This is a genomic window from Pseudomonas sp. LBUM1641, assembly GCF_059716235.1.
The window spans coordinates 6,048,037-6,073,627 of record NZ_CP166815.1; the positions used below are offsets into that span (position 1 = coordinate 6,048,037).

Consider the following 25,591-nt stretch of genomic DNA (forward strand, 5'->3'; position numbering starts at 1 on the left):
CATGGCGGTTGTACGATCACCGTCCTGTCATGACTTTCATCTATATCCGGCGGGGTTTTCGCCAGGCAAAAAAATGCCCCGGCATCGCCGAGGCATTTTCAACGCTGGCCCAAGGGCCTGCGCCTTGTTACTTCACCACTTTCAGACTCGGCCGACCGCTTGGGCGCGGCGGCTCGGAATCCGGCGGCGGCACATCATCTTCGCCTTCGAGCTCGATCGCTTCGTCATCCTCAAGGGACGACTCCAGATCAAACACCATGCCCTGGCCATTTTCCCGGGCGTAAATCCCAAGGATGGCGCCGATGGGCACGAACAGCGTATGCGGCACACCGCCGAAACGCCCTTCAAAGCTGACCGCTTCATTGTCCATGTGCAGGTGTCGCACGGCACTGGGTGAAACGTTCAGGACGATTTGTCCGTCACTGGCAAAACCTTGCGGTACCTGAACCGCGGGAAACTCGGAATTGACCAGCATGTGCGGGGTGCAATCGTTGTCCACTATCCACTCATAGAGCGCGCGGACCAGGTAAGGTCGACTGGAGTTCATCAACGGCTCCTTAAGCCTTAGCGCATATCGCGTTCGACACCAGACAGACTCGCCTGGAAAGCCTCACGCGCAAACTGGCGCTCCATGTAGTCAAGCAGCGGCTTGGCAGGCCGCGGCAATTCAATGCCCAAAATCGGCAAGCGCCAGAGTATGGGTAATAGGCAGCAATCCACCAGACTTTGTTCCTCGCTGAGGAAAAAAGGTTTGTCGGCAAATAACGGCGAAACACCGGTCAGGCTCTCGCGCAATTCCTTGCGCGCCTGGACACGGGCGGCCTCTTTGCTACGTGAATCCAGAATCAGGTCCACCAGGCCACACCAGTCACGCTGGATCCGATGGATCAGCAGGCGGCTGTTGGCACGCGCCACCGGATATACCGGCAACAACGGCGGATGGGGATAACGCTCATCCAAGTATTCCATCACCACGGTTGACTCCCACAACGCCAGGTCACGATCGACCAGGGTGGGCAAGCTGCCGTAAGGGTTCACTTCGATCAGTTTCGGCGGGTGACGACCAGCCTCCACAGTAATGATCTCTGCGCTGACACCCTTCTCTGCGAGCACGATGCGTACTCGGTGGGAATAGTGGTCGGCGGGGTCGGAGTAACAGGCCAACCGATTGGTCACGCCCATGGCGGTCCTCCTCGCTTGTTGAAATTATCGGAAGCTCAAAAACGAGCGCGCCCAGTGAGCATCTCCGTGACGCCTGGATAAACCAGACTTACCTTCAGAGATGCCGCTGGGCGCGCAAGATTAACAGCAATTACTTACGGTTGGATCAATGCACATCCTTCCAGTATTCGCGTTTCAGCAGATAGGCGAACACGAAGAAGAAGGCCAGGTACAGCAACACATAGGTACCAATGCGCTGATGCTGCAGCTTCACTGGGTTGGCCGAGTAGGCCAGGAAGGTCACCAGATTCTTGACCTTCTCGTCGAACTGCTCTTCGTTCAGCGCGCCGGTCTTCGGCACTATGGTCAGCTGATCGCACGCTTCATGAGTCAAAGGCGTACCGGTGAGCGGATCATACTGCTTCTTGCCGTCTTCGACGATTTGTACTTGCTTGCATCCTACCACTTGGCGGCCTTGCAGGCCGACCAGAACGTTAGGCATACCGACATTCGGGAACACTTTGTTGTTCACGCCGTACGGACGCGACGGGTCTTCGTAGAAGGATTTCAGGTAGCCGTAGAGCCAATCGGTGCCACGCACACGGGCCACCAGGGTCAGGTCGGGCGGTGCAGCCCCGAACCAGGTCTTGGCGTCGGCAGGTTGCATGCCGATGGTCATGTGGTCGCCGATCTTCGCACCGGTGAACACCAGGTTCTTGAGCATCACGTCGTGCGGGATGCCCAGGTCATCGGCAACGCGCTCGTAACGCTGGAACTTGGCACTGTGGCAGCCCATGCAGTAGTTGGCGAACGTACGTGCGCCGTCTTGCATGGCAGCCTTGTCCGACACGTCGATGTCGACTTTTTCCAGCTCTGGGCCGTGTTCAGCGGCGAAAGACAGCAGCGGCAGGGCCGCAAGAATGAATGCAACGAATAATTTTTTCATCAGCCAGTCACCCTATCCGGTACCGGTTTGGTCTTCTCGAGCCGGGTGTAGAACGGCATCAGAATGAAGTAGGCGAAGTACAGGAAGGTGCAGACCTGCGACAGCAACGTACGCTCCGGGGTCGGCGCCAATACGCCCAGTACGCCCAGGATCACGAACGAAATGCAGAACACCCACAGCCAGATCTTGCTCAGCCAGCCCTTGTAGCGCATGGATTTGACCGGGCTACGGTCTAGCCAAGGCAGCACGAACAGCACCGCAATCGCCGCGCCCATGGCGATCACGCCCATGAGTTTGTCGGGAATCGCGCGCAAGATCGCGTAGAACGGGGTGAAGTACCAGACCGGGGCAATGTGTTCCGGGGTCTTGAAGGCATTCGCCTGTTCGAAGTTCGGTTTCTCGAGGAAATAACCGCCCATCTCCGGGAAAAAGAACACGATCGAGCAAAAGATGAACAGGAACACCACCACGCCGACGATATCTTTCACGGTGTAGTACGGGTGGAACGGAATGCCGTCCAGCGGTACGCCGTTTTCGTCCTTGTGCTTCTTGATGTCCACGCCGTCGGGGTTGTTCGAACCCACTTCGTGCAGTGCCAGGATGTGCAGCACCACCAGGCCGAGAATCACGATCGGCAAGGCCACCACGTGCAAGGCGAAGAAGCGGTTCAGGGTGATCCCGGAAATCAGGTAGTCACCACGAATCCATTGGGTCAGGTCGTTACCGATGACCGGGATCGCGCCGAACAGCGAGATGATCACCTGGGCGCCCCAATAGGACATCTGGCCCCACGGCAGCAGGTAGCCCATGAAGGCCTCGGCCATCAGCGCCAGGTAGATCAGCATGCCGAACACCCATACCAGCTCGCGAGGCTTCTGGTACGAGCCGTAGAGCAAGCCACGGAACATGTGCATGTAGACGACGATGAAGAACGCCGAGGCGCCGGTGGAGTGCAGCAGACGCAGGATCGAGCCGTACTCGACGTCGCGCATGATGTATTCGACGGAGGCGAAGGCTTCTTCAGCCGATGGGGTGTAGCTCATCGTCAGCCAGACACCGGTAACGATCTGGTTGACCAGTACCAAAAGTGCCAGGGAGCCAAAGAAATAGAAGAAGTTGAAGTTCTTCGGTGCGTAGTACTTGCTGAGGTGGTCTTCCCACATTTTGGTCGCGGGAAAGCGCGCATCCACCCAATCCATGAACTTGCTCATCAGGCTTTCTCCCCCTCGTCGACGCCAATGACAATGACACTGTCAGTCTCGTAGTGATGTGGCGGAACTGGCAGGTTCAGTGGTGCGGGTTGTGACTTGTAGACGCGGCCAGCGAGGTCGTAGTGAGAACCGTGGCACGGGCAGAAATAGCCCCCGACCCAGTCCTTGCCCAGGTCCGCGGGCGCCACTTCCGGGCGGAAGGTGGGAGAGCAACCCAAGTGGGTGCAGATACCGATCAGCAGCAGAATCTCCGGCTTGATCGAGCGAATTTCCTTATCGACGTAAGCGGGTTGGTCGGAATTCTTCGAGTCGGGGTCAGACAGCTGGCCCTCGATCTTCTTCAAATTTCCCAGGATTTCCTCGGTACGACGAACGATGAACACTGGCTGACCGCGCCACTCAGCAATCATTTGCTGGCCTGGATCGATCTTGCTGACATTCACCTTCACCGGTGCACCTGCGGCTTTCGCCTTGGCACTGGGAAACCATGACCCCACGAACGGGACCGCAGCCCCCACCGCTCCTGCAGCACCCACCACGGATGTGGCTGCTACCAAGAAGCGACGCCGGCCTGCATTCACGCCGTCATTGCTCATTCAGTCCTCTCCCATCAGCTTTGTGGCCTGTTAAATCAGGCGTCTACTAAGTGTTAAATCTGAACTTATAAAAATTTTGCCGAATGGTAATGAAAAGCCCCACGTCTGACAAGGTAATTACCCCCGGCACTGGCTCCAAGCCTTTGAGTATAGGGGCTCTACGGATGTGGCAAGTTGTCACAGAGATTTTTTACATAAATAGCAGGCAATAAAAAACGCCCAGCTCCGTGAGGAGGCTGGGCGTTTTCTGGAACGTAAAAGCGAATTAACGCTTCGAGTACTGCGGACGCTTACGCGCTTTACGCAGACCAACTTTCTTACGTTCAACTTCACGAGCATCGCGAGTCACGAAGCCAGCTTTGCGCAGAGCGCCACGCAGGGTTTCGTCGTACTGCATCAGAGCGCGAGTGATACCGTGGCGGATTGCGCCAGCTTGACCACTTACACCGCCACCGATAACGGTGACGTAGATGTCGAACTTTTCAACGGTCTCGGTCAATTCCAGCGGCTGACGAACTACCATGCGGGCAGTTTCGCGACCGAAGAAATTTTCCAGAGTGCGGTTGTTGATCGAGATGTTACCAGTACCCGGACGCAGGAAAACGCGAGCGGTAGCGGTTTTGCGACGGCCAGTGCCGTAATTTTGAGTCGCCGACATAATGAACTATTCCGTTAAAACTTCAGTTCTTGGGGCTGCTGAGCAGCATGAGGGTGAGCAGCGCCCGCATAGACTTTCAGCTTGCGATACATGTCGCGACCCAGTGGGCCCTTCGGCAGCATACCTTTGACCGCGATTTCAATCGGGGCTTCAGGCTTTTTGGAGATCAGGCCTTCGAAGTTCGAAGACTTGATACCGCCTGGGAAACCGGAGTGACGGTAGTACATTTTGTCTTGCGCTTTGTTGCCGGTAACACGTACCTGCTCAGCGTTGATGATGACAATGTAGTCACCGGTATCAACGTGAGGGGTGTACTCAGGCTTGTGCTTGCCACGCAGACGGCTGGCGACTTCAGTGGCCAGACGACCCAGGGTCTGACCAGCGGCGTCGACGACAAACCAGTCGCGCTGAACTGTTTCTGGTTTTGCAGTAAAAGTTGTCATTCTTTAATAGCCTCAGGGGCCGCCCTGTAAATTAGACGGCGGATCTTACTGAATAGTGCGTACTTTGACAAGTCAAAGGCAGCCGGATACAGACGCTATCGGGGGCTCGGGTCGGCGCGTCCGTTCAACGGCAAGATTCTTCGGCAGGCGGCGCATCACTTCCACTGCAGAAAGAGGTGGGCAATTATGCAGATTGCCAAAAAAATTTCAACCTGCTTTTATGATTGTTTTCCCTGAAGGAGTACCCGATGGACTATCGACAGCTGGGCCGAACCGATCTGAACGTGAGCGCGATAGCCTTGGGCACCATGACCTGGGGCGAGCAGAACAGCGAGGCAGAGGCCTTCGCACAGATCGAACGGGCCAAGGCCGCGGGAATCAACTTCCTCGATACCGCCGAAATGTACCCGGTGCCGCCCAAGGCAGACACCTACGCCACCACCGAGCGCTACATCGGTAATTACTTCAAAAGCCGCGGCGACCGTGCCGACTGGATCCTCGCCAGCAAGATAGCCGGCCCCGGCAACACCATCGACTACATCCGCGATGGCAGCCTCAAGCACAACCGCAAGCACATCGTCGAAGCCCTGGATGCGAGCCTCAAGCGCCTGCAAACCGACTGGATCGACCTCTACCAGTTGCACTGGCCCGAGCGCAGCACCAACTTTTTTGGCCAACTGGGCTACAAGCACAAGGCCGAAGAGGACCTGACGCCGCTGGAAGAAACCCTCGAAGCGCTGGATGAGCAGGTCAAGGCCGGCAAAATCCGCCACATCGGCCTGTCCAACGAAACCCCGTGGGGCACCATGAAATTCCTGGCCCTGGCCGAAGCCCGCGGCTGGACCCGCGCCGTGTCGATCCAGAACCCCTACAACCTGCTGAACCGCAGCTTTGAAGTGGGCCTGGCGGAAATCGCCATCCGTGAACAGTGTGGCTTGCTGGCGTATTCGCCACTGGCGTTCGGCATGCTCAGCGGCAAATACGAAGGTGGCGCACGCCCGGCCAAGGGTCGCCTGAGCCTCTATAGCCGCTTCAGCCGCTACTTCAACCCGCAATCGGAAGCTGCGTGCAGCCGTTATGTGGCACTGGCCCGTGAGCACGGCCTGGACCCGGCGCAGATGGCATTGGCGTTTGTGACCCAGCAACCGTTCGTGACCAGCAACATCATTGGCGCCACGACCCTGGAGCAGCTGGACAGCAACATCGCCAGCGCCGACCTGAAACTGTCGGATGAGGTGCTGGCGGGGATTGAGGCGATTCAAAAGGATCATCCGAATCCTGCGCCTTGATTGATCTCTAGACCGCCTTCGCGAGCAAGCCCGCTTCCACATTCGACTGCATTCCAAAGGTGGAACTCGGTCGAATGTGGGAGCGGGCTTGCTCGCGAAGAGGCCCTCAAAAACACCAAGAATTCAAAGCGCCCGCGCAATAATCTCCTTCATGATCTCATTCGTCCCCGCATAAATCCGCTGCACCCGCGCATCCGCCCAGGCCCGCGCAATCGGGTATTCCCACATGAAGCCGTAGCCACCGTGCAACTGCACGCACTCATCCAGCACCTTGCATTGCAGGTCCGTGGCCCAGTATTTGGCCATCGCAGCCGTGGGCACATCGAGCTTGCCTTCCAGGTGCAGTTCCATGCACTTGTCGACAAACACCCGGCCGATCTGGGTTTCCGTGGCGATTTCCGCCAGTTTGAACCGTGTGTTCTGGAAGTCGATGATCGCCTTGCCGAACGCCTTGCGGTCGCGGGTGTACTCCAGTGTCCATTGCAACGCCGCCTCGGCTGACGACAACGCACCAATCGCCACCGTCAAACGCTCCTGCGGCAACTCCTGCATCAGATAGGCAAAGCCCATCCCCGCCTGCCCCAGCAGATTCTCCTTGGGCACCCGCACATCCTGGAAGAACAGCTCCGACGTATCCTGGGCCTTCATCCCGACCTTCTCCAGGCGCTTGCCCTTGTCGAAGCCCGGCGTGTCGGCCTCCACCAGAAACAGACTGGTGCCCTTGGCGCCGGCCTTGGGGTCGGTCTTGGCGACGACGATCACCAGGTCCGCCAGGAAGCCATTGGTGATGAACGTCTTCGAACCGTTGATCACATACTCATCGCCGTCCAGCACGGCGGTGGTCTTGACCCCTTGCAGGTCGGACCCGGCCCCCGGCTCGGTCATGGCGATGGCCGTGACCATCTCCCCGGAGATCAGCTTGGGCAGGTACTTGTGCTTCAGCGCCTCACTGCCGTAATGCAGGATGTACGGCGCGACGATGTCCGAATGCAGGGAGAAACCAATCCCGGTCAGCCCCAGGCGGCTGATCTCTTCGATCACCACGGCGCTGTAGAGAAAGTCCGCCCCGAGGCCGCCGTACTCTTCCGGCAAATGCGAGCAGAGCATCCCCGCCTCCCCTGCCTTGTTCCACAGTTTACGGTCGATATAGCCCTGCTTTTCCCATTGCCCGTGGTACGGCGCCGCGTCTTTTTCGAGGAAGGTACGCACGCTCTGGCGGAAGAGTTCGTGCTCCGAGCTGAACAAGGTTCTGGGAATCATGGGTCACCTGCGTGAATTGTCGGACAAGACCGGGATCACAGAGCCTAAGCCGCGAAGGCGTCACAGGACACTGGACACATGCGACAAAAAATAAGACGATCCAGCCGTCTGGTGACCACTTTCCCCTATAAGAATAAATGAAATTATGTCTAACCAAATCTCCACGCCCTTGCGGCGCGTCAGCATTTTGGCCATTGATCGGGTATTCGCTTCAACCCTCATGCAAGCCAAGGATTTCTTCCACCTCGCGAGCCTGCGCTACGGCAAACAGCTGGGCCAGGGCCTTACTCCCGCTTTCGAAACGCGCCTGGTCAGCCCCGATGGGCAATCGGTGCGCAGCTTCAGCGATGTGATCATGCCGGTGGACGGCGGCCTCGAAAACGCCGACATCATCGTGCTCCCGGCCTTCTGGGACGACTTCGACTCACTGTGCCAACGCTACCCACAAGTGCTGCCTTGGCTGCGCGAACAACATGCCCGTGGCGCCGTGCTGTGCGGCGAAGCCACCGGCGTGTTCTGGCTCGCCGAAGCCGGCCTGCTGGACGGCAAGGAGGCGACCACCTACTGGCGCTTCTTCAACGCCTTCAGCGAACGCTTCCCCAAGGTGCAACTGAACCAGGACAAGCACCTGACCGACGCCGACAACCTCTACTGTGCCGGCGGCACCACCTCGGCCTGCGACCTCTACATCTACCTGATCGAACGCTTCTGCGGCGCCAACATCGCCCAGGCGGTGGCCCGCGACATTCTTTACGAAGTGCAGCGCAGCTATGCGCCGGGGCGCATCGGTTTTGGCGGCCAGAAGCTGCACCAGGACGTGATCATCCTGCAGATCCAGCATTGGCTCGAAGAGCACTTCGCCGACAAGTTCCGCTTTGAAGACGTGGCCCGGGAACACGGCATGAGCATCCGCAACTTCATGCGGCGCTTCCAGACCGCCACGGGCGACAAGCCGCTGCATTACCTGCAACGCCTGCGCATCGAGACGGCCAAGGGGTTGCTGTCCGGTAGCCGCAAAAGCATCAAGACCATCAGCTACGAAGTAGGCTACGACGACGCGAGCTTCTTTGCGCGGCTGTTCCGGCAGCACACCGAGCTGTCGCCCAACCAGTACCGCCAGCAGTTCCAGCAGGCGGCATAGGTCGCCCTTACTGTAGGAGCGAGCTTGCTCGCGAAGGACGTAAACGAAAACGCGGGGCATCTGAAGCCCCGCGGTGTCGTTGAGTTCTTCGCGAGCAAGCTCGCTCCTACAGAGGGCAAGCGGTTACGGCTTGTGCGCCCGCGACAGGAACTCGTGGGACTGCATTTCGAGCAAGCGGCTCAAGGTCCGTTGGAACTCGAAGTTCAAGCGACCGCCGGTGTAGAGGTCCTTGAGCTCGACTTCCGCCGAGATGATCAGCTTGACGTTACGGTCGTAGAATTCGTCGACCATGTTGATAAAGCGCCGCGCGATGTCGTCGGTGGTGACGGTCATCTGCTCAACGCCGCTCAAGATCACCGCGTGGAAGATCTTGCCCAGTTCGATGTAGTCGTTCTGGCTGCGGGGGCCATCGCACAGTTCGCGGAAGTCGAACCAGGCCACGTCGTCGCAGGTACGCAGCGCGATGATTTCGCGGTTTTCGATGATCAACTTGTCGTTTTCCACCGCCTGGGTGCATTCCGGCGTCAGGGCACGGAAGCTCTTGCGCAGGCTTTCCTCGGCCACTTCATTGAGCGGGAAGTGGAACAGTTCGGCTTGCTCAAGGTGACGCAGGCGGTAGTCGACGCCGCTGTCGACGTTGACGATATCGGTGTTCTGCTTGATCAGGGCGATGGCCGGCAGGAAGCGCGCGCGTTGCAGGCCGTCCTTGTACAGGCCGTCGGGCACGATGTTCGAGGTGGCAACCAAGGTCACGCCGTTCTTGAACAGCTCTTCCATCAGGGTGCCGAGGATCATCGCGTCGGTGATGTCGGACACGAAGAACTCATCGAAACAAATCACCCGCGCTTCGTCGGAGAAGCGCTTGGCGATGATGGTCAGCGGGTTCTTTTCGCCCGGCAGGGTCTTCATCTCTTCGTGCACGCGCTTCATGAAGCGGTGGAAGTGAGTACGGACCTTTTCCTTGAACGGCAGCGCTTCAAAGAAGGTATCGACCAGGTAAGTCTTGCCCCGGCCGACGCCACCCCAAAAGTACAAGCCCTTGACCGGCGTATGGTCTTTCTTGCCAAACAACTTGCTGAACATGCCCGGCTTGTTCTGCGAGGCCTGGACCAGATCGTCGTACAGGCGCTGCAAATGGCGCACCGCAGTTTCCTGGGCAGCGTCATGGAAGAAGTCGGGGCGTTTCAGATCAGCTTGATATCGTTCTAGGGGCGTCATAATTCGTTAGCAAGGCAACAAAAACGGGCCGCCACTGTAACGACGGCCCTGAAGAATGGCAATCAACCCTTGGTCGGGTTAATCCTCGATTGGGGTCAACGCAACGCGCAAGGCTTCGATCGCCGCATCGCGCGAGGCGCTGTCGGCGAACGCCGGGCTATCGGCGACGGCAGCACCTTCCAGCCACACACTGAAGCTCAGGGCCTCGCTGCGGACATCCAGCGCCTGACCCGATTGCAGTTGCTTGGTCACTGCACCTGCAGTCTTACCGTCGGCAAAGTTACGCGACAGCAGCAGTTGTTCGCCTTCGGCCGCCAGCAAACGGAAGCGGAAGCTGCCGTCGTCTTCGCGGAAGCTGACAAAGCGCGCGGCTTTCGCAGCTTTCTTCTTGGTGGTGGCGGCAACGGCGACCGGATTGACGAACGAACGCAGGCCCACCGCTTCACGCAGCTCGGCCAGGAACGGTGCAGCCACGGCGCGGGCCTTCTTGGCTCCGATCAGCAGCAGGTCTTCCATGTCCGACGGGCGCGACATCAGTTGGTGATAACGCTCACGCGCTTCCCCCAGTTGGCCGTCCAGCAGCTGGAACAGACGGTTCTTCGCCTCGCCCCAGCCCAGGCCTTGCAGCAGTTCGCCGCGGAACTCTTCTTCCTGAGCCTTGGTGGCAAAGGCCTGGTACAGGGTGAACAGGTGCGAATTGTCCGGATCTTTCGCTTCGCCCGGCGCACGGGAGTCGGTGACGATCCGCGAGATCGCGTCCTTCATGTCCTTGGCGCTGGTGAACAACGGGATGGTGTTGTCGTAGCTCTTGGACATCTTGCGGCCATCCAGGCCCGGCAAGGTGGCGACGCTTTCTTCGATCAGCGCTTCAGGCATGGTGAAGAATTCTTTACCGTTGCCGAACAGGTGGTTGAAGCGCTGGCCGATGTCGCGGGCCATTTCCACATGCTGGATCTGGTCACGGCCGACCGGCACCTTGTGGGCGTTGAACATCAGGATGTCCGCCGCCATCAGCACCGGGTAGCTGTACAGGCCCATAGTGATGCCCGCATCCGGGTCTTCGCCGTTTTCCAGGTTCTTGTCCACCGAGGCCTTGTAGGCGTGCGCACGGTTGAGCAGGCCCTTGGCCGCCACGCAGGTCAGCAGCCAGGTCAGCTCGGGGATTTCCGGGATGTCGGACTGGCGGTAGAACGTTACCCGGTTCACATCCAGGCCACCGGCCAGCCAGGTCGCAGCGATTTCCATACGCGAGCGCTGGATGCGCTGCGGGTCATCGCACTTGATCAGGGCGTGGTAGTCGGCCAGAAAGTAGAAGGAGTCGGCATTGGCGTCCTGGCTGGCAAGGATCGCCGGGCGAATCGCGCCGGCGTAGTTGCCCAGGTGCGGCGTGCCGGTGGTGGTGATGCCGGTGAGGATGCGGGTACGGGTCGTCATGGGTAATCGCTTGTCATCAATTCGAAAGACGTGGCAGCACAAGATCCTTGAGATCGGTCAGCTTGCCATGAAAAAAGTGTCCGCATTCTGCCACTTTCAGCAGCTCATGGGGGCGATTCAGGGCCGCGGACCAGTCGTAGACGAGTTGCGGGTCGACCACTTCGTCGGTTTCCGGCTGGATTACGGTCAATGGGCAACCTTGTGGCAGCACTTCGTTATCCTTCAGCCGCATCACGGCCGCGGCCACCATGAACAGGTGCGCGAGTTTTTCGCCCTTGGCTTCCAGGCGGCCGCCGAGGGTGGCCGCCACAAACCCACCGAAGGAAAAACCCAACAGGGTAATCGCCAGGTCGGGATGTTTTTTACGCAGCCAGGTGGCGGCGGCTTCAGCGTCGTCAACTTCACCGGTGCCCATATCGTGCGTACCGGCGCTGGCGCCCACACCGCGATAATTAAAACGCAATGTGATCAAGCCAGCATCCCGCGCAGTGCGTTGCAGGGTCGATACGACTTTGTTGAGCATCGTGCCGCCCTGCACCGGGTTAGGGTGGCAGATCAGCGCCAGGCCACGTGGCTCGGGGTGATCCAGGTACAGGGCTTCCAGTTGGCCTACCGGGCCATCGATCAAAACAGGGGTTTCACGCATCAGCAAGGAAGGAACTCCGTGACCTCTCAAGGGGTCGACTCGTCTAGCTAAAAGTCTGTGCATGGCATCATTGCGAGCTTAATCGCGGTATACAGCGCAGGTCCGAGCCGTTAACGTAAAGCAAAGCCGTTTATAGAGGAAGGACTCGTGGAACACTCGCTCTTAGTTTGGTTGTTGCCGACTCTCGCCTTGGTTGCCGGTGTCGCCATTGGATTCCTGGTTGCCCGCCTGCTGCCGAATGCCGCGCCTAACCGCACGCAGCGTCAGCTGGATGACATTCAGGAACGTTTTGACAGTTATCAGAACGAGGTTGTTACCCACTTCAACAGCACCGCGACCCTGGTGAAAAAGCTCACTCAGAGCTATCAGGAAGTACAGGATCATCTCGCCGAGGGTGCCAACCGCCTGGCCCTGGACGACATCACCCGCCAGCGTCTGCTGGCCGCGCTGCATTCCGATGCACCGCAAGCGCCACGGGAACGCCTGACCCCGCCTCGGGAAAACCAGGAACCGCCACGGGACTACGCGCCAAAAACGCCAAACGCCCCGGGGATGCTGGATGAGCATTACGGCTTGAAGAAGTAATACCTTTTCAAGCGACACTAAAAAGCCCGGCTGATTGATGATCAGCCGGGCTTTTTTTGTTTGGCTTCGTTGGTATGGGGTGGGTACGTATCCGTTGCTGCGGTCAGGGCTGCTATTGGTTCCGCTCTTACAGCGGCTCACTTTTGAAGAGCGCAAAAGTAAGCAAAACGCTCTTGCCCCACCACTCGGCACCTCGCCTGGGCTCGGTGTGCCCTCACTCCGACTTTGGACCGTGGGCCGCCGCGATGGGCCATCCTTGGCCCATCGCGGCTAACCCGGCGTCCTGCCGGGTTACCCACGCTCCAAAGCCTGCGTTCGGCCAGCGTGGTTTAACGGGGCGCCTAAGATCAAGATCACAAGCAGATCAACAGCACAGCGGCCTACAGGCCGGCTTGAGTGTGGTGAAGCAACAGCAACAGCAAAATCTCAAGCGGGCACGGTACAAATGTGGGAGCGGGCTTGCTCGCGAAGGTCGTTAACGATGACGCGGGCATCCTGAATGGACGCGGCGCCCTCAGGTTTTTCGCGAGCAAGCCCGCTCCCACAGAAAAGCAGCCCTGCTTTCGCTCTGGATCTTGCCTCTGCTTCTAACACTCAAGCCGGCCTTTAGGCCGCTGTGCTCTTGCTTTTGATTTTGATCTGACTGCCCCATTCAGCCCGAGGCCGAACGCAGGCAGTGCGGAGCGGGTAAACCGGCAGGACGCCGGTTTAGCCGCGCCGGGCCATGGATGGCCCGTCGCGGCGGCCCGCTTAGCGGTGCCGGAGTGAGGGAACGCCGAGCCTAGGCGAGGCGCCGACAGGCGGGGCAGAGCGTTTTGGTTACTTTTGACTGGGCCGGCATTCCGGCTTTTCAAAAGTGACCCGCTGTAAGAGCGGAACCCTAGGTGGCCGTTACCTAAATAACGGATATACCCCCAAAAGCTCAAACCAGCGACTGCTCCGCCAACTGCCCGTTCTCGATCCGCACATGCCGCCCATGGAAACGCTTGAGGCTGCTGCGATGCCCGACGCTGACGATGCTCAAACCCGGCAACTCATCGATCAACGCCTGATACAGCGCCGCCTCATCCTCCTCGTCCATCGCAGACGTGGCCTCATCCATGTACAGCCATTGCGGTTCAAACAACAACGCCCGGGCAAACGCCAAACGCTGCTGCTCACCCGGTGACAGCATGCGCTGCCAGTGATTGGCTTCGTCCAAGCGTGGAATCAGATGCGCCAGGCGGCAGGTTTCCAGGACCTGTGCATAACGTTCCGCCGGATACGCGCCCTCCTCCTGTGGATAACTCAACACGCCACGCAGCGTACCAATCGGCAGATACGGCTTCTGCGGCAGGAACAGATAACGCTCGGCCGGCAAACGAATGTTGCCATGGCCGTTTGGCCACAAATTGCCCATGGCCCGCAGCAAGGTTGATTTGCCGCTGCCGGAACGACCGCTGAGCATCAGGCGCTCACCTTCGGCAACGGTCAGGTTGGCGCCTTCGAGCAGGTGACGACCATCAGCCAGGTCCAGGCTGAGGTTGTTCATCTGCAGATCACCGCCCTGGCGCTGCAACTCGATACCCATGTTGCGGCCTTCGTTTTCGTCCATCGCCTCGCCGAAGCTCAGCAGACGGTCACAGGTCGCACGCCAGCTGGCCAATACGGTGTACGCGTCGACAAACCAGCTCAGGCTGCCCTGCACACTGCCAAACGCCTGGGCGACCTGCATCAGCACGCCCAACTCGATCTTGCCGGCAAAGTAACGCGGCGCAGCCACCACAAACGGGAAGATGATCGCGATCTGCGAGTAACCGCTGGTGAAGAAATTCAAGCGCTTCTTGAGCTGCATGATGCTCCAGAAGTTGCTCCACACTCGCCCGAAGCGTGCACTCAGCTGCTGGTGTTCATTGGGCTCGCCATTGAACAGTGCGATGCTTTCCGCGTTCTCCCGCACCCGCACCAGGCTGAAACGCAAGTCGGCCTCGAAGCGTTGCTGACGGTTGCTCAAGCCAATCAGTTTTCGACCAATCAAGTGGGTCAACCAACTGCCCAGTACCGCATAGACCAGCGCCGCCCAGAACATGTAGCCGGGAATCGTGATGCCCCACACTTCGATGCTGCCGGACACGCCCCACAGGATCACCGAGAACGACACCAGGCTCACCAGGTTACTGATGAAACCCAGGCCCAGGCTCAGGGTGCTGCTGGTAAAGGCGTTGAGGTCTTCGGAGATACGTTGGTCGGGGTTATCGGTGTAGCCGCCGTATTCCAGGTGGTAGTAGTTCTTCTGGCTCAGCCACTTGGCAAAATAGGTTTCGGTCAGCCAGCGCCGCCAGCGGATGGTGAGCATTTGCTGCAAATAGGAAGTGAACACCCCGGTGACGATCGCCACCACGGCGATCACGCTGAAGTACATCAGCAACTGGGTGAAGGCGTCGTAGTCCTTCTTTTCAAGGGCGTTGTAGAAGTCGCGGTTCCAGCTGTTGAACCACACCGACACCGCCACACTGAACAGTGACAGCCCCAGCACCACCAGCAACAACAGCCAGGCCCTGCCCTTCTCTTCACTGCGCCAGTAAGGGGTGATCAGCGCCCAGACTTTTCTTAAAAATTGCCCACGCACCGCGTCGTTGACCGCGGAATACTCAGCGTTCTGATTCATTGTTCAGGCTCGGTAGGAAAAAAATAACAGGCGTTTGAACCGATCATAGACGATCGGTTCAGGGCTCCGTGCGGCCTGAAGCAGGTTGTTCAGTCGCCGTTCAACGTCGTACCGGACGCTTCTGCAATTTGCGCTGCAACGTCCGGCGATGCATGCCCAGGGCGCGGGCCGTAGCGGAGATGTTGCCTTCGTGCTCGGTCAATACGCGCTGGATGTGTTCCCACTGCAGGCGGTCCACCGACATCGGGTTTTCCGGCACCAGGGTGTCGAGGTCGGCGTGCTCGGAGAGCAAGGCGGCCAGCACGTCGTCGGCGTCCGCCGGCTTGCACAGGTAGTTGCACGCGCCACGCTTGATAGCCTCGACGGCGGTGGCAATGCTGGAATAGCCGGTGAGGATCACCACGCGCATTTCCGGGTCCAGCTCCAGCAGCTTGGGCAGCAGCACCAGGCCGGAATCGCCGTCCATTTTCAGGTCCAGGGCCGCGTATTCCGGCAGGTCGGCCGTGGCAATGGCCAGGCCTTCTTCGGCGGAGCCGGCGGTGCTTACGCGAAAGCCACGACGGCTCATGGCGCGGGCCATCACGCGGGTAAAGGTAGCGTCGTCATCTACCAGCAGCAGGTGCGGCAGTTCTTCGCCTTCGACTTGGATCTCGTCACTCATCGATGTCTCCTCGTGCGACACGGGGCAGGCGCAGCTCGGTGAGCGTGCCGCCTTCCTCATGACTATAGAGTTTCACTGAGCCGCCCGCGCGAGTCACGCTGGCCTTGCTCAAAAACAGGCCGAGGCCGAAGCCTTTGCCCTTGGTGGTAAAGAAGGGTTTGCCGATCTGCTCGGCAATCGCCAACGGCACGCCGGCGCCGTGGTCGCGAATGCTGATGGTGAGGTCTTCCGCGTCCCAGTCCAGGGTCACTTCCAGGCCTTCCGGGCAGGCGTCGGCGGCGTTGTTCAGCAGGTTCAGCAGCGCCTGGGTCAGGTCCGGCGGCGGCGCCATGCGCGGCACCGAGCCCTGGCCCAGCAGGTGAAAACGGTAGCTGGCTTCGGGACGCATCAGGTGCCAGCGGTTCAGGGCTTCGTCCAGCCACTGGGTAACGTCCTGCATCTCCACCGCCAGGCGGCGATTGGCTTCGGCGGCGCGCACCAGTTGTTGCAAGGTCAACTTGCACTGCTTGACCTGTTCCTGCAGCACGCTCAGGTCGTCTTGCAGGGCCGGGTCGTGGTGGTCCTGGGTCATTTCCTTGAGCAGTACGCTCATGGTCGCCAGCGGCGTCCCCAATTCATGGGCTGCGCCTGCGGCCTGGGTGGCGACGGCCAGCAGTTGCTGGTCGCGCAGGCCTTCTTCACGGCGAATGGCGCGCAGTTCTTCCTGGCGGCGCAGCTCTTCCGCCATCCGCGCGGCAAAGAAGGTGATGACCGCCGCCGAGAGGGCGAAGCTCAGCCACATGCCGTAGATCTGCAGGTTTTCCCGGGCGATGGGAAAGGTCTGCAACGGGTAGAACTGCGCCAGCAGCAGGGTGTACAGGGTCAGGGCGATGCCCGACAGCACCACCGAATAACGCCACGGCAGCGTCACCGCGGCGATGGTCAGTGGCACCAGGTAATAAGAAACGAAGGGGTTGGTGGAACCGCCGGAGAAGTACAGCAACACACTGTGGATAAACAGGTCGCAGGCCAGTTGCAGGGAGTATTCCAGCTCGGTCACCGGCCACGTGGTGCGCAGGCGAATGGCGGTAAACACGCACAGTACCGTGGAAAACCCGAGGGTCACGGCCAGTTGCAGCCAAGGCAGCGGCAGCAGGTTGAACCAATAGGCGAGCCCGACCGAACCGGCCTGTGCGGCCAGTACCAAGGTGCGGATGAACGTCAGGCGCCAAAGGTTCTGGCGGGTGGCGGAAGTCAGTTTTACGGCGGCGAGCATGAGCTCTCCCGATGAGCGCTGCAGGCGGATCGCACGGAGTATAAACGAAGCGGCAGCGCTGGCACGGCGTGTGTGGCTCTTTGACGCAGGGGTCAGGAACATACCGTTCGTCGGCATCCGTCAACTTGTAGCGAATGTGTAAACCCGAAGAACTGAAACCTTGCGTCTACAGTCTTACCGAACACGAACATCTCAAGGAGCTTACATGTCTCGTTTCATTCGCAGTGCAGCCACCCTAACCCTCGGCGCCGCTACCCTCGCCAGCCTGCCTGCCATGGCCGCTGATGAGCTGCATTACAACCAGATTTCCCTGCGCGCCGAAGTCAGCCAGGAAGTGGCGCGCGACCAGATGATCGTCACGCTGTACACCGAGTCGCAGAACACCGACCCGGCCAAGCTGGCCGCCGAAATCACCACCACCATGAACAAAGCGCTGGCCCAGGCCCGCGAAGTCAAAGGCGTGACCCTGCGCCAGGGCAGCCGCAACAGCTACCCGATCTACGACAACAAGAACCAGAAAATCACCGGCTGGCGTGAACGCGCTGAGTTGCGCATGGAAAGTGCCGACTTCGCCGCCCTTTCCAAGCTCACCGGCGACATGCTGACCAACCTGAAAATGGACAGCATGGACTTCGCCATCGCCAACCCGACTCGCAAGGCGAGCGAAGATGCCCTGCTTAAAGAAGCGGTCACCGCGTTCAAGGCCCGTGCACAACTGGCCACCGATGCGCTGGGCGGCAAGGGCTACAAGATCGTCAACCTGAACTTCAACACCAATGGTTATCCACAGCCGTATGCACGTGGCGGGATGATGATGAAAGCCGCGGCAATGGATTCGGCGCCGACGCCGGAAGTTGAAGCGGGTACCAGCCAGGTCAATATGACCGCGGATGGCGTGATCGAAGTTCAGATGCCCTGATCGAGCGGTACCAGAGTTGCAATGACGCTGCCTACGGGCAGCGTTTTTTTTTGCCTGCGCACTTCATTCAAGAAGTATCAGCGGTAATAACCGGATACCAGCTTAAGGAAATACTCAATGGCTGAGAGTGTTCTGGTCCACACACGTTGAAGCGCACCGGCGATAAATCTTTTCAGTTTGTAACCCGCGTAACGGCGAACTACATCTTCCTCATCAAAGAACGGAACACGCCTACACGCTGAACCACCTATGGCGGACATCACATCATTCCTGCACACCGTGCACATCAGGGATTTGTCATATGACCACCATAGGTTCCATCGCCGCAAACAACAGGTTCTTCCTTGATACCCCCTCCTCGGCAGGTATTACCGAAGAGCAGGAAAAACCCCACCAAGGTACGGATACTTCACGGCAGACATATTCGCCAGGGCAGCCCGTAAAGGCAGCTGATCGGGCCACGGACACTCCCGTATCACGCCCCCGCCGTCACACTCACGACGTGTTGATCCCGGGATTGCCGTACAACAGGACAGTCGAAAACTACATTCGCAGTGCAACGACAGGGTTTGAGACGCCACTGGAAAGTACCGCCAACCTTATCAAGGCCGAAATCAAGAAAAAGTGGGGCGAAGACGTTGATCCGGACAACACGTTTATTACCACCTTCAACTACGACCCTACACGGGGAACGCCTCCCCGCAATGCAAAGGTACTGAACCGGATAACCTTGACCCAGGCGGCCCTGCAAGATGTGCAGAAAAAAAACAACACCGATGAACACCAGACGCCTGAGGAAAAAATACGCACGACGCTGCATACCTGGCTGGAACGGCTACTGACGTTCTCGCAGCTGGGCCAGGCAGGGCTTGCCATTGACGCTGCCGTCAACTCCCAGCCGACCTATGAGTTTATCTACCGCGCCTCCCCGCCCGGCCAGCGCCAGCAATACAACGAGTCGATGCGGATCAAAAAGACCCCGCAGCAATTCAGGGACATAGTGTGGAACACCGAACGCGCCGCGCCGTATAAAACGTTCCTGGATAAGTTCTGGCCCAGCCACGAAAGCAAATACACGGCATTGACCAAGGCCTCCTTCGTTGGCGCCATCATGCTCCAGGAAAAGACCGGCAGCCTGAGCTCAAGCGACAAGGAACTGGCGCTACGCGCAGCGAACTTAACCACCGATAAAGACTGGTCGAACCTCGGCGTCGAGGACCTGAAAGCCTCTGCCGCCCAGGTCCCCGGCCTGGAAGTGGGTTTGCTCAGCATCAACGGTTTTCAATCTTCGGACTTGCTATACATCACCGACAAAAAACCCAAGGTCACCGATGACGGCAAGATCATCAGCCCTACGCTTTTGTATATTCCCGGCAACTCGTCGCCTATTCATCGCTTTGACAGCCAGGCCCAGATGAAAAACTGGCTGGCTGAGCAAGCTGCCGCCCCCGCCAAGCGCGAAGCCCTTTCAACCCATTTCACGCTGCGTGACCAGGCCGACCGGACGTTCTCCGACGGCGTGAACCAGACATTGACCGGGCTGGGTGGCTGGCACCGCAAAGTCGCGCCGGATGCCAGCATGTTGGAGCGCATGAATGAGTTCAACCCGCAGACTTTCATCACCACCAGGCCCCTCACCCAGGACCCATTCGAGGCCATCACTGCCCGCCAGAAAGATCGCTCGTACAAGGATGCCGAGACCCAAATCGTCACCGACAGCGACGTGACCAAAGCCAACATCCTCAAAGGCCTGGAAACCGCCACCAAGGTCGCGATGCTGATGACGCCACTGGCACTGGTGATGCCCGAAGTCGCCGTGGCCCTGGAGGTGTTCTACGTCGCCTCCGGCGTAGCGGAGGCCGGTATCGGCATCGATGATGTCAAGCACGGCAAGAAAGGCGGGGCCGACCATATTGTGTTCGGGGTGCTCAATGCGCTGCCGACCGTGGCTTCGGGCGCTACTTCACTGGTGGAGAAAGGGATAGAGAGGACATCGAAAGCCCTTGAGTCCTCCACCAGCATCGCCCTCAAGCGCGAAGTCCGGCCGGGGGCTGCCGGGGCAAGTGTGCTGGTACCTGAGGGTTTGTCCGCAGACCAGACGCACCTGATCAAGCGCACAAACCATACCGATGTGGTGATCGGGGATGACGTTTACCGCTACGACCCCGCCCAACCCGAAGCGCTGACCAAGCTGGGGCCCACCGAGCGTTCCGAGCCGCTGGAGGATTTTGAAGCCGTTTGTGCGCCGGTTGGACGCCGCGTCAAGCGCGACCTTGACAGCTTGTGCTACACAAAAATGGTCATGCCCGCAGATGACGCGGTCTCTCAAGACACCCAGGCACTCGAACATCGGCGTCTATTGCCGGGCGCCCCGGCGCCTGACGGTGCGAGGACCGTGGTGCATGAGCACAGGCTGTATCGAGTGAGCGACACACCCAGCCAGGAGCTGGTGTCGGTACCCGGGCACGCGCCGGTTACCTACCGCAACCAAACCAGCGGGGTGGTGCTCAGTGAGCCGGATTTCGGCTATGAAGATATCGGTCAACCACGGGCGCTCAACCAGGAAACCGTGGTAGTAAAGCTGGACGAGATCAGTGATCTCAGTCATGACCAGCGAGTCCTGAGGGGCATAAAAATACCCTACGGAGGAATAGATTATGTGGTGGTCGAGGGCGATACCGGTATTTACTACGCGGCCGAATACGACGGTTCGAACCCTGCGCTCAACTTTCAACGCATCGCTGCAAACACCGATCCGGCCAGCCGGGACATCATCAGACTGCATGACGAGTACAAGGACCTCTACCGCGACATTTCCGGAAAAACTCACAATAACGATCTGGTGATACTGCCCTCTCTGGACTCTCTGGCAAAAAAACTGAGCCTTGAATACAACTTCACGCCCGATCAAGCCACTCAACTGGACCGAGTCCTGGCCGGACTGTCCGATGAAAAGAAACGTGAAGTTCTACTGGCGGTCTATGCCTGGGACAAGAAGGTAGAGGTGGCCGCCAAGACCATAAAACTGGAACCCGTTCAAAAGCCTGGTTACTTCGGGCAGCTCACGGCCAGTGAGCAAAACAAGGTCTACGCCCGTTGGGGCAAGAGAACAGTGGAGGAACAATTCCAGACAACCGGTATACGGTCGGCCAACCAGAAAACCCTGGCCGATGCCGGTAACAGTCTGCGCAACGACGTGGCCAATGAAATAGTGGCCTGGCTATACACTCGAACCGGTGCGCCCAACTACTCGGAGGTCATCCTGAAAACGGGTGCCGGCAATTGCGACCAGATGGCCAGGGTCGCCACCGATACCGTTAACGCCAGTGGCGGCTTTGCCCGCATTGCACAAGTGCCGGGACACACCTTCAGCGTGGTCGGCGGCCCAGCAAGTCGCCCTAACCTCTTGACCTCTGGATTTGCCGAGCCCGAGTGGGCTGATGCGTGGATAGTGGACCCATGGGCCGGTATCACTTGTCGGGCCAATGAGTACCAAGGCCAATTCGCACAACGCATGCAGGAATGGAGCGACGAGGGCCGGCAAATCCTGATCGCAGATGGCGGTACGCCGCCTCGGCGCGTCTGGGGCGATCCCATGGACCCGCGATGGATACAGTCCACCACTTATGGCGGCGCACAGGTGTTTTAAGGCGATCGCCGCGACGCAGGCGCTTATCTCTACCTGGGTAACACAAACGGCGGTAACCTCGGGGACCGCCGTTTTCGTTTGGGCCGTATTTACAGGCCCGCCACTTCAGGGGACTCCATGGAAAGAATCACCTTTAAACCGCTGCTCCTCGCCGCCGGCCTGCTGGCGTTTATGCCGATGGCCCAGGCGGCCAGCACCCTGGTCTACTGCTCCGAAGCCAGCCCCGCCGGTTTCGACCCCAGCCAGTACACCAGCGGCACCGATTTTGATGCCTCCGCCGAAACCGTGTTCAACCGCCTGACCCAGTTCAAGCGCGGCGGCACCGAAGTCGAACCCGGCCTGGCGACTCGTTGGGACGTGTCCAAAGACGGCCTGACCTACACCTTCCACCTGCGCGATGGCGTCAAGTTCCACACCACCGACTACTTCACCCCGACCCGCGACTTCAACGCCGACGACGTTGTGTTCACCTTCCAGCGCCTGCTTGACCCCGAGAGCCCTTTCCGTAAGGCCTACCCGTCCGAGTCACCGTACTTTACCGACATGGGCTTGAACACCACGATCAAGAGCGTCGAAAAACTCGACGAGCGCACCGTGCGCTTCAACCTGAACAACGTCGACGCCTCCTTCGTGCAAAACCTGGCCATGAGCTTCGCCTCGGTGCAATCTGCCGAGTACGCCGCGCAGTTGCTCAAGGAAGGCAAGGCCGCCGACATCAATCAGAAGCCGGTAGGCACCGGGCCATTTGTGTTCAAGCGGTACCAGAAGGATTCGCAGATTCGCTACAGCGCCAATAAACAGTATTGGAAGCCCGAGGATGTGAAGCTCGACAACCTGGTGTTCTCGATCACCCCGGACGCCGCCGTGCGCCTGCAAAAACTCAAGGCCGGCGAGTGCCAGGTCAGCGGTTACCCGCGCCCTTCCGACATCGAAGTGATGAAGCAGGACCCCAACCTGCGGGTGCTCCAGCAAGCCGGCTTCAACCTGGGATTTCTCGCCTACAACGTGACCCACCCGCCACTGGACCAGCTCAAGGTGCGCCAGGCCCTGGACATGGCCATCGACAAGCCGGCAATCATCAAGGCCGTATACCAGAGCGCCGGACAATTGGCGCAGAACGCACTGCCTCCGGCGCAGTGGTCTTATGATCCGACGATCAAGGACGCGCCCTACGATCCGGCCAAGGCCCGGGCGCTACTAAAAGAAGCAGGGGTTGCACCAGGTACCACCCTCAACCTGTGGGCAATGACGGTTCAACGCGCGTCGAATCCCAACGCTCGAATGTCGGCGCAGATGATCCAGCAGGATTGGGAAAAAATCGGCATCAAGGCCAATATCGTCAGCTATGAGTGGGGCGAGTACATCAAACGCGCGAAAGCCGGCGAGCACGATGTGATGATTTATGGCTGGACCGGCGACAACGGCGACCCCGATAACTGGCTCGGCGTGCTCTATAGTTGTGCCGCGGTGAAGGGCAGCAACTACGCAAAATGGTGTAACCCGGCGTACGACAAACTGGTGCAGCAGGCCAAGGTCAGCAGCGACCGCGAGCAGCGTATCAAGTGGTATCAAGAGGCACAAAAAATCCTTAAAGAACAAGTGCCTATAACACCTATTGCAAACTCGACGGTTTTCCAGCCCCTTCGAAAGGAGGTGCAGGACTTCAAGATCAGCCCATTTGGACTCACACCGTTCTATGGCGTCAGTCTGAATAAGTAACAGCAACGCCCCAACCGAGTGCGCCAGACGCCTCGGTTGGGCATTCCTGGTGCGCGCCTCGCACCGAAAAAACCCTTCAAAAATGCGTAAATGTGCCCGAACTTACACATATGCGACATTCGTGTACGTTCGTACCACTGTTTAGCCGTTGTAGGCTCTCAACATCTTGCATTGGGTATGGGCCCTGCATAAGTATCCGCAGGTCGACTCACGAGGTCGCCCTCACTACCAAAAATGACAACAAATCATGAGGCCAACATGCTTAAACACGCAGTCATTCCGTTATTAGTCAGCGCCGGTTTAATGGCTGCTGCACCTTTCGCCCAAGCGGCGAGCAACTTGGTGTTCTGCTCCGAAGGGAGCCCGGCCGGTTTTGACCCAGGCCAGTACACCACCGGAACAGACTTCGATGCTTCGGCCGAAACCATGTTCAACCGTCTGACCCAGTTTGAGCGCGGCGGCACCGCTGTTGTTCCTGGGCTGGCCACGACCTGGGACGTTTCCCCGGATGGCCTGACGTACACCTTCCACCTTCGTGAAGGCGTCAAGTTCCACACCACCCCGTACTTCAAGCCAACTCGTGAATTTTCGGCTGACGACGTACTGTTCACTTTCAACCGGATGATCAACAAAGATGATCCGTTCCGTAAAGCCTACCCAACCGAGTTCCCGTACTTCACGGACATGGGTATGGACACCAACATCAAGAACATCGAGAAAGTCGATGCCCACACCGTCAAGTTCACCCTTGGCACCGTGGACGCCGCTTTCATCCAGAACCTGGCCATGAGCTTCGCCTCCATCCAGTCGGCCGAATACGCCGCCCAACTGTTGAAGGAAGGCAAGCCTCAGGACATCAACCAGAAGCCAATCGGCACTGGTCCGTTCGTGTTCAAGAGCTACCAGAAAGACTCCAACATCCGCTACACCGGCAACAAGGATTACTGGAAGCCTGAAGACGTGAAGATCGACAACTTGATCTTCGCCATCACCACTGACCCGTCGGTGCGTATCCAGAAGCTGAAGAAAAACGAATGCCAGGTGACCCTGTTCCCGCGTCCGGCCGACCTCAAGGCGCTGGGTGAAGACAAGGACCTGAAACTGCCGCACCAGGCCGGTTTCAACCTGGGCTACATCGCCTACAACGTAATGCCGGTCCTCAAGGGCCAGACCGCGCCTAACCCGCTGTCGGACATCCGGGTGCGTGAAGCCCTGGACATGTCGGTGAACAAGCAGCAGATCATTGATTCGGTTTACCAGGGCGCGGGTCAACTGGCCGTCAACGCCATGCCGCCAACCCAGTGGTCCTACGACACCACCATCAAGGATGCGCCGTTTGACGTGACCAAAGCCAAGGCTTTGCTCAAGGAAGCCGGCGTCAAGGAAGGCACCGAGATCACCCTGTGGGCGATGCCGGTCCAGCGTCCGTACAACCCGAACGCCAAGCTGATGGCTGAGATGCTGCAGAACGACTGGAAACAGATCGGCCTGAAAGTGAACATCGTCAGCTACGAGTGGGGCGAGTACATCAAGCGTTCCAAAGGCGGCGAGAACCAGGCCATGATCATTGGCTGGAGCGGCGACAATGGTGACCCGGACAACTGGTTGAACGTGCTGTTCGGCTGTGATTCCCTGGCCGGCAACAACTTCTCCAAGTGGTGCGACAAGAAATTCGACGGCATCGTGAAAGAAGCCAAGGCGACTTCCGACGTAGCCAAACGCACCGAGCTGTACAAGCAGGCGCAACATATCCTCAAAGATGCAGTCCCGATGACACCTATCGCGCACTCGACGGTGTATCAACCCATGCGCAACAACGTGCAGGACTTCAAGATCAGCCCATTTGGCTTGAACTCCTTCTACGGCGTGAGCGTAAGCGGCAAGTAAGAGGCTCTGACGGCGACGTTTATAACGTCGCCGTTATTGCATCTGCCAAGACCGTAGGAAATAGACCACATCCGCACGCGCCGCCGTCTTACGGCTGTTAACTGCGAATCGCGGCTCCGTTACCTACAAGGTCTGTCAGATTCGTTGTATTTACTGCCCGGCTCCCGACCCCTAACGTCGTGGCACGGCAGGAGCATCGTCTCTGTAGGGCAATTGCCGTTGTGGGATCAGTGATGTCGCCAGGTCATGAATGACCGGGCGATTGC

The 25,591-nt window shown here is 58.8% G+C and carries 21 protein-coding genes; 7 read left to right on the forward strand and 14 right to left on the reverse strand.

Annotated elements, in window-relative coordinates; all coding sequences use genetic code 11:
- Nucleotides 1–127: 127 nt before the first annotated feature.
- The 7 genes from ACA046_RS27845 to rplM form a co-directional block, all read right to left on the reverse strand.
- A complete protein-coding gene (locus tag ACA046_RS27845; RefSeq protein ID WP_003216051.1) occupies nt 128–547 on the reverse strand; it encodes a ClpXP protease specificity-enhancing factor in 420 nt (139 codons plus the stop codon).
- 17 nt (nt 548–564) lie between these two features.
- On the reverse strand, nt 565–1,182 hold the full coding sequence (locus ACA046_RS27850) for a glutathione S-transferase N-terminal domain-containing protein (protein WP_010170749.1): 618 nt from the start codon (nt 1,180–1,182) through the stop codon (nt 565–567).
- Between the two features lie 145 nt (nt 1,183–1,327).
- Nucleotides 1,328–2,107, reverse strand: a complete 780-nt coding sequence (locus ACA046_RS27855; RefSeq protein WP_459023810.1) for a cytochrome c1 — start codon at nt 2,105–2,107, stop codon at nt 1,328–1,330.
- The gene (locus tag ACA046_RS27860) at nt 2,107–3,318 is read right to left on the reverse strand and encodes a cytochrome b (protein ID WP_076014447.1); all 1,212 of its coding nucleotides are present in this window, start codon (nt 3,316–3,318) and stop codon (nt 2,107–2,109) included. The genes ACA046_RS27855 and ACA046_RS27860 overlap by 1 nt, the downstream gene beginning before the upstream one ends.
- Nucleotides 3,318–3,914, reverse strand: a complete 597-nt coding sequence (gene petA, locus ACA046_RS27865) for a ubiquinol-cytochrome c reductase iron-sulfur subunit (protein ID WP_003216040.1) — start codon at nt 3,912–3,914, stop codon at nt 3,318–3,320. Before petA ends, ACA046_RS27860 begins: the two co-directional genes overlap by 1 nt.
- Before the next feature lie 265 nt (nt 3,915–4,179).
- Nucleotides 4,180–4,572: a 30S ribosomal protein S9 gene (rpsI, locus tag ACA046_RS27870; RefSeq protein WP_003216038.1), complete on the reverse strand. Its 393-nt coding sequence runs from the start codon at nt 4,570–4,572 to the stop codon at nt 4,180–4,182.
- A gap of 14 nt (nt 4,573–4,586) precedes the next feature.
- Nucleotides 4,587–5,015 (reverse strand): 50S ribosomal protein L13, encoded by a 429-nt coding sequence (gene rplM / locus ACA046_RS27875; protein WP_003216032.1) that lies wholly within the window; start codon nt 5,013–5,015, stop codon nt 4,587–4,589.
- Between the two features lie 248 nt (nt 5,016–5,263).
- On the opposite strand from rplM, the gene ACA046_RS27880 reads away from it, so the two are divergent.
- The gene (locus ACA046_RS27880) at nt 5,264–6,304 is read left to right on the forward strand and encodes an NADP(H)-dependent aldo-keto reductase (RefSeq protein WP_076014448.1); all 1,041 of its coding nucleotides are present in this window, start codon (nt 5,264–5,266) and stop codon (nt 6,302–6,304) included.
- Between the two features lie 123 nt (nt 6,305–6,427).
- On the opposite strand, the gene ACA046_RS27885 is transcribed toward ACA046_RS27880, so the two are convergent.
- A complete protein-coding gene (locus ACA046_RS27885; protein ID WP_459023815.1) occupies nt 6,428–7,564 on the reverse strand; it encodes an acyl-CoA dehydrogenase family protein in 1,137 nt (378 codons plus the stop codon).
- Between the two features lie 220 nt (nt 7,565–7,784).
- Between ACA046_RS27885 and ACA046_RS27890 the strand changes: the two genes are divergently transcribed.
- Complete coding sequence (locus tag ACA046_RS27890; protein WP_172834601.1) at nt 7,785–8,705, forward strand: GlxA family transcriptional regulator; 921 nt, start codon at nt 7,785–7,787, stop codon at nt 8,703–8,705.
- Between the two features lie 123 nt (nt 8,706–8,828).
- On the opposite strand, the gene zapE is transcribed toward ACA046_RS27890, so the two are convergent.
- The 3 genes from zapE to ACA046_RS27905 form a co-directional block, all read right to left on the reverse strand.
- Complete coding sequence (gene zapE / locus ACA046_RS27895) at nt 8,829–9,923, reverse strand: cell division protein ZapE (protein ID WP_076014449.1); 1,095 nt, start codon at nt 9,921–9,923, stop codon at nt 8,829–8,831.
- A gap of 78 nt (nt 9,924–10,001) precedes the next feature.
- Complete coding sequence (locus tag ACA046_RS27900; RefSeq protein ID WP_218264452.1) at nt 10,002–11,357, reverse strand: tryptophan--tRNA ligase; 1,356 nt, start codon at nt 11,355–11,357, stop codon at nt 10,002–10,004.
- A gap of 16 nt (nt 11,358–11,373) precedes the next feature.
- Nucleotides 11,374–12,003 (reverse strand): alpha/beta hydrolase, encoded by a 630-nt coding sequence (locus tag ACA046_RS27905; protein WP_497675359.1) that lies wholly within the window; start codon nt 12,001–12,003, stop codon nt 11,374–11,376.
- Nucleotides 12,004–12,150: 147 nt separating this feature from the next.
- On the opposite strand from ACA046_RS27905, the gene ACA046_RS27910 reads away from it, so the two are divergent.
- On the forward strand, nt 12,151–12,588 hold the full coding sequence (locus tag ACA046_RS27910) for a Z-ring associated ZapG family protein (protein ID WP_010170781.1): 438 nt from the start codon (nt 12,151–12,153) through the stop codon (nt 12,586–12,588).
- A 922-nt stretch (nt 12,589–13,510) separates the two neighbouring features.
- Here the strand turns inward: ACA046_RS27910 and ACA046_RS27915 are convergent.
- From ACA046_RS27915 to ACA046_RS27925, 3 genes are all read right to left on the reverse strand, one after another.
- Nucleotides 13,511–15,235 carry an ABC transporter ATP-binding protein/permease gene (locus ACA046_RS27915; protein WP_497675360.1) on the reverse strand — a complete coding sequence of 575 codons (1,725 nt, stop codon included), beginning with the start codon at nt 15,233–15,235 and terminating at the stop codon, nt 13,511–13,513.
- Nucleotides 15,236–15,335: 100 nt separating this feature from the next.
- Nucleotides 15,336–15,896, reverse strand: coding sequence for a response regulator transcription factor (locus tag ACA046_RS27920; protein WP_003216016.1), 561 nt, complete (start codon nt 15,894–15,896; stop codon nt 15,336–15,338).
- Nucleotides 15,889–17,151 carry an ATP-binding protein gene (locus tag ACA046_RS27925; RefSeq protein ID WP_167665767.1) on the reverse strand — a complete coding sequence of 421 codons (1,263 nt, stop codon included), beginning with the start codon at nt 17,149–17,151 and terminating at the stop codon, nt 15,889–15,891. The genes ACA046_RS27920 and ACA046_RS27925 overlap by 8 nt, the downstream gene beginning before the upstream one ends.
- 205 nt (nt 17,152–17,356) lie before the next feature.
- Here ACA046_RS27925 and ACA046_RS27930 point away from each other — a divergent pair, with 205 nt between their 5' ends.
- From ACA046_RS27930 to ACA046_RS27945, 4 genes are all read left to right on the forward strand, one after another.
- Nucleotides 17,357–18,070 carry an SIMPL domain-containing protein gene (locus ACA046_RS27930; protein WP_003216012.1) on the forward strand — a complete coding sequence of 238 codons (714 nt, stop codon included), beginning with the start codon at nt 17,357–17,359 and terminating at the stop codon, nt 18,068–18,070.
- A gap of 301 nt (nt 18,071–18,371) precedes the next feature.
- A complete protein-coding gene (locus ACA046_RS27935; RefSeq protein WP_497675361.1) occupies nt 18,372–21,719 on the forward strand; it encodes a dermonecrotic toxin domain-containing protein in 3,348 nt (1,115 codons plus the stop codon).
- Nucleotides 21,720–21,836: 117 nt separating this feature from the next.
- Nucleotides 21,837–23,438: an ABC transporter substrate-binding protein gene (locus ACA046_RS27940; protein ID WP_459023825.1), complete on the forward strand. Its 1,602-nt coding sequence runs from the start codon at nt 21,837–21,839 to the stop codon at nt 23,436–23,438.
- A 258-nt stretch (nt 23,439–23,696) separates the two neighbouring features.
- Nucleotides 23,697–25,325: an ABC transporter substrate-binding protein gene (locus tag ACA046_RS27945; protein ID WP_076016512.1), complete on the forward strand. Its 1,629-nt coding sequence runs from the start codon at nt 23,697–23,699 to the stop codon at nt 25,323–25,325.
- Nucleotides 25,326–25,591 lie beyond the last annotated feature (266 nt).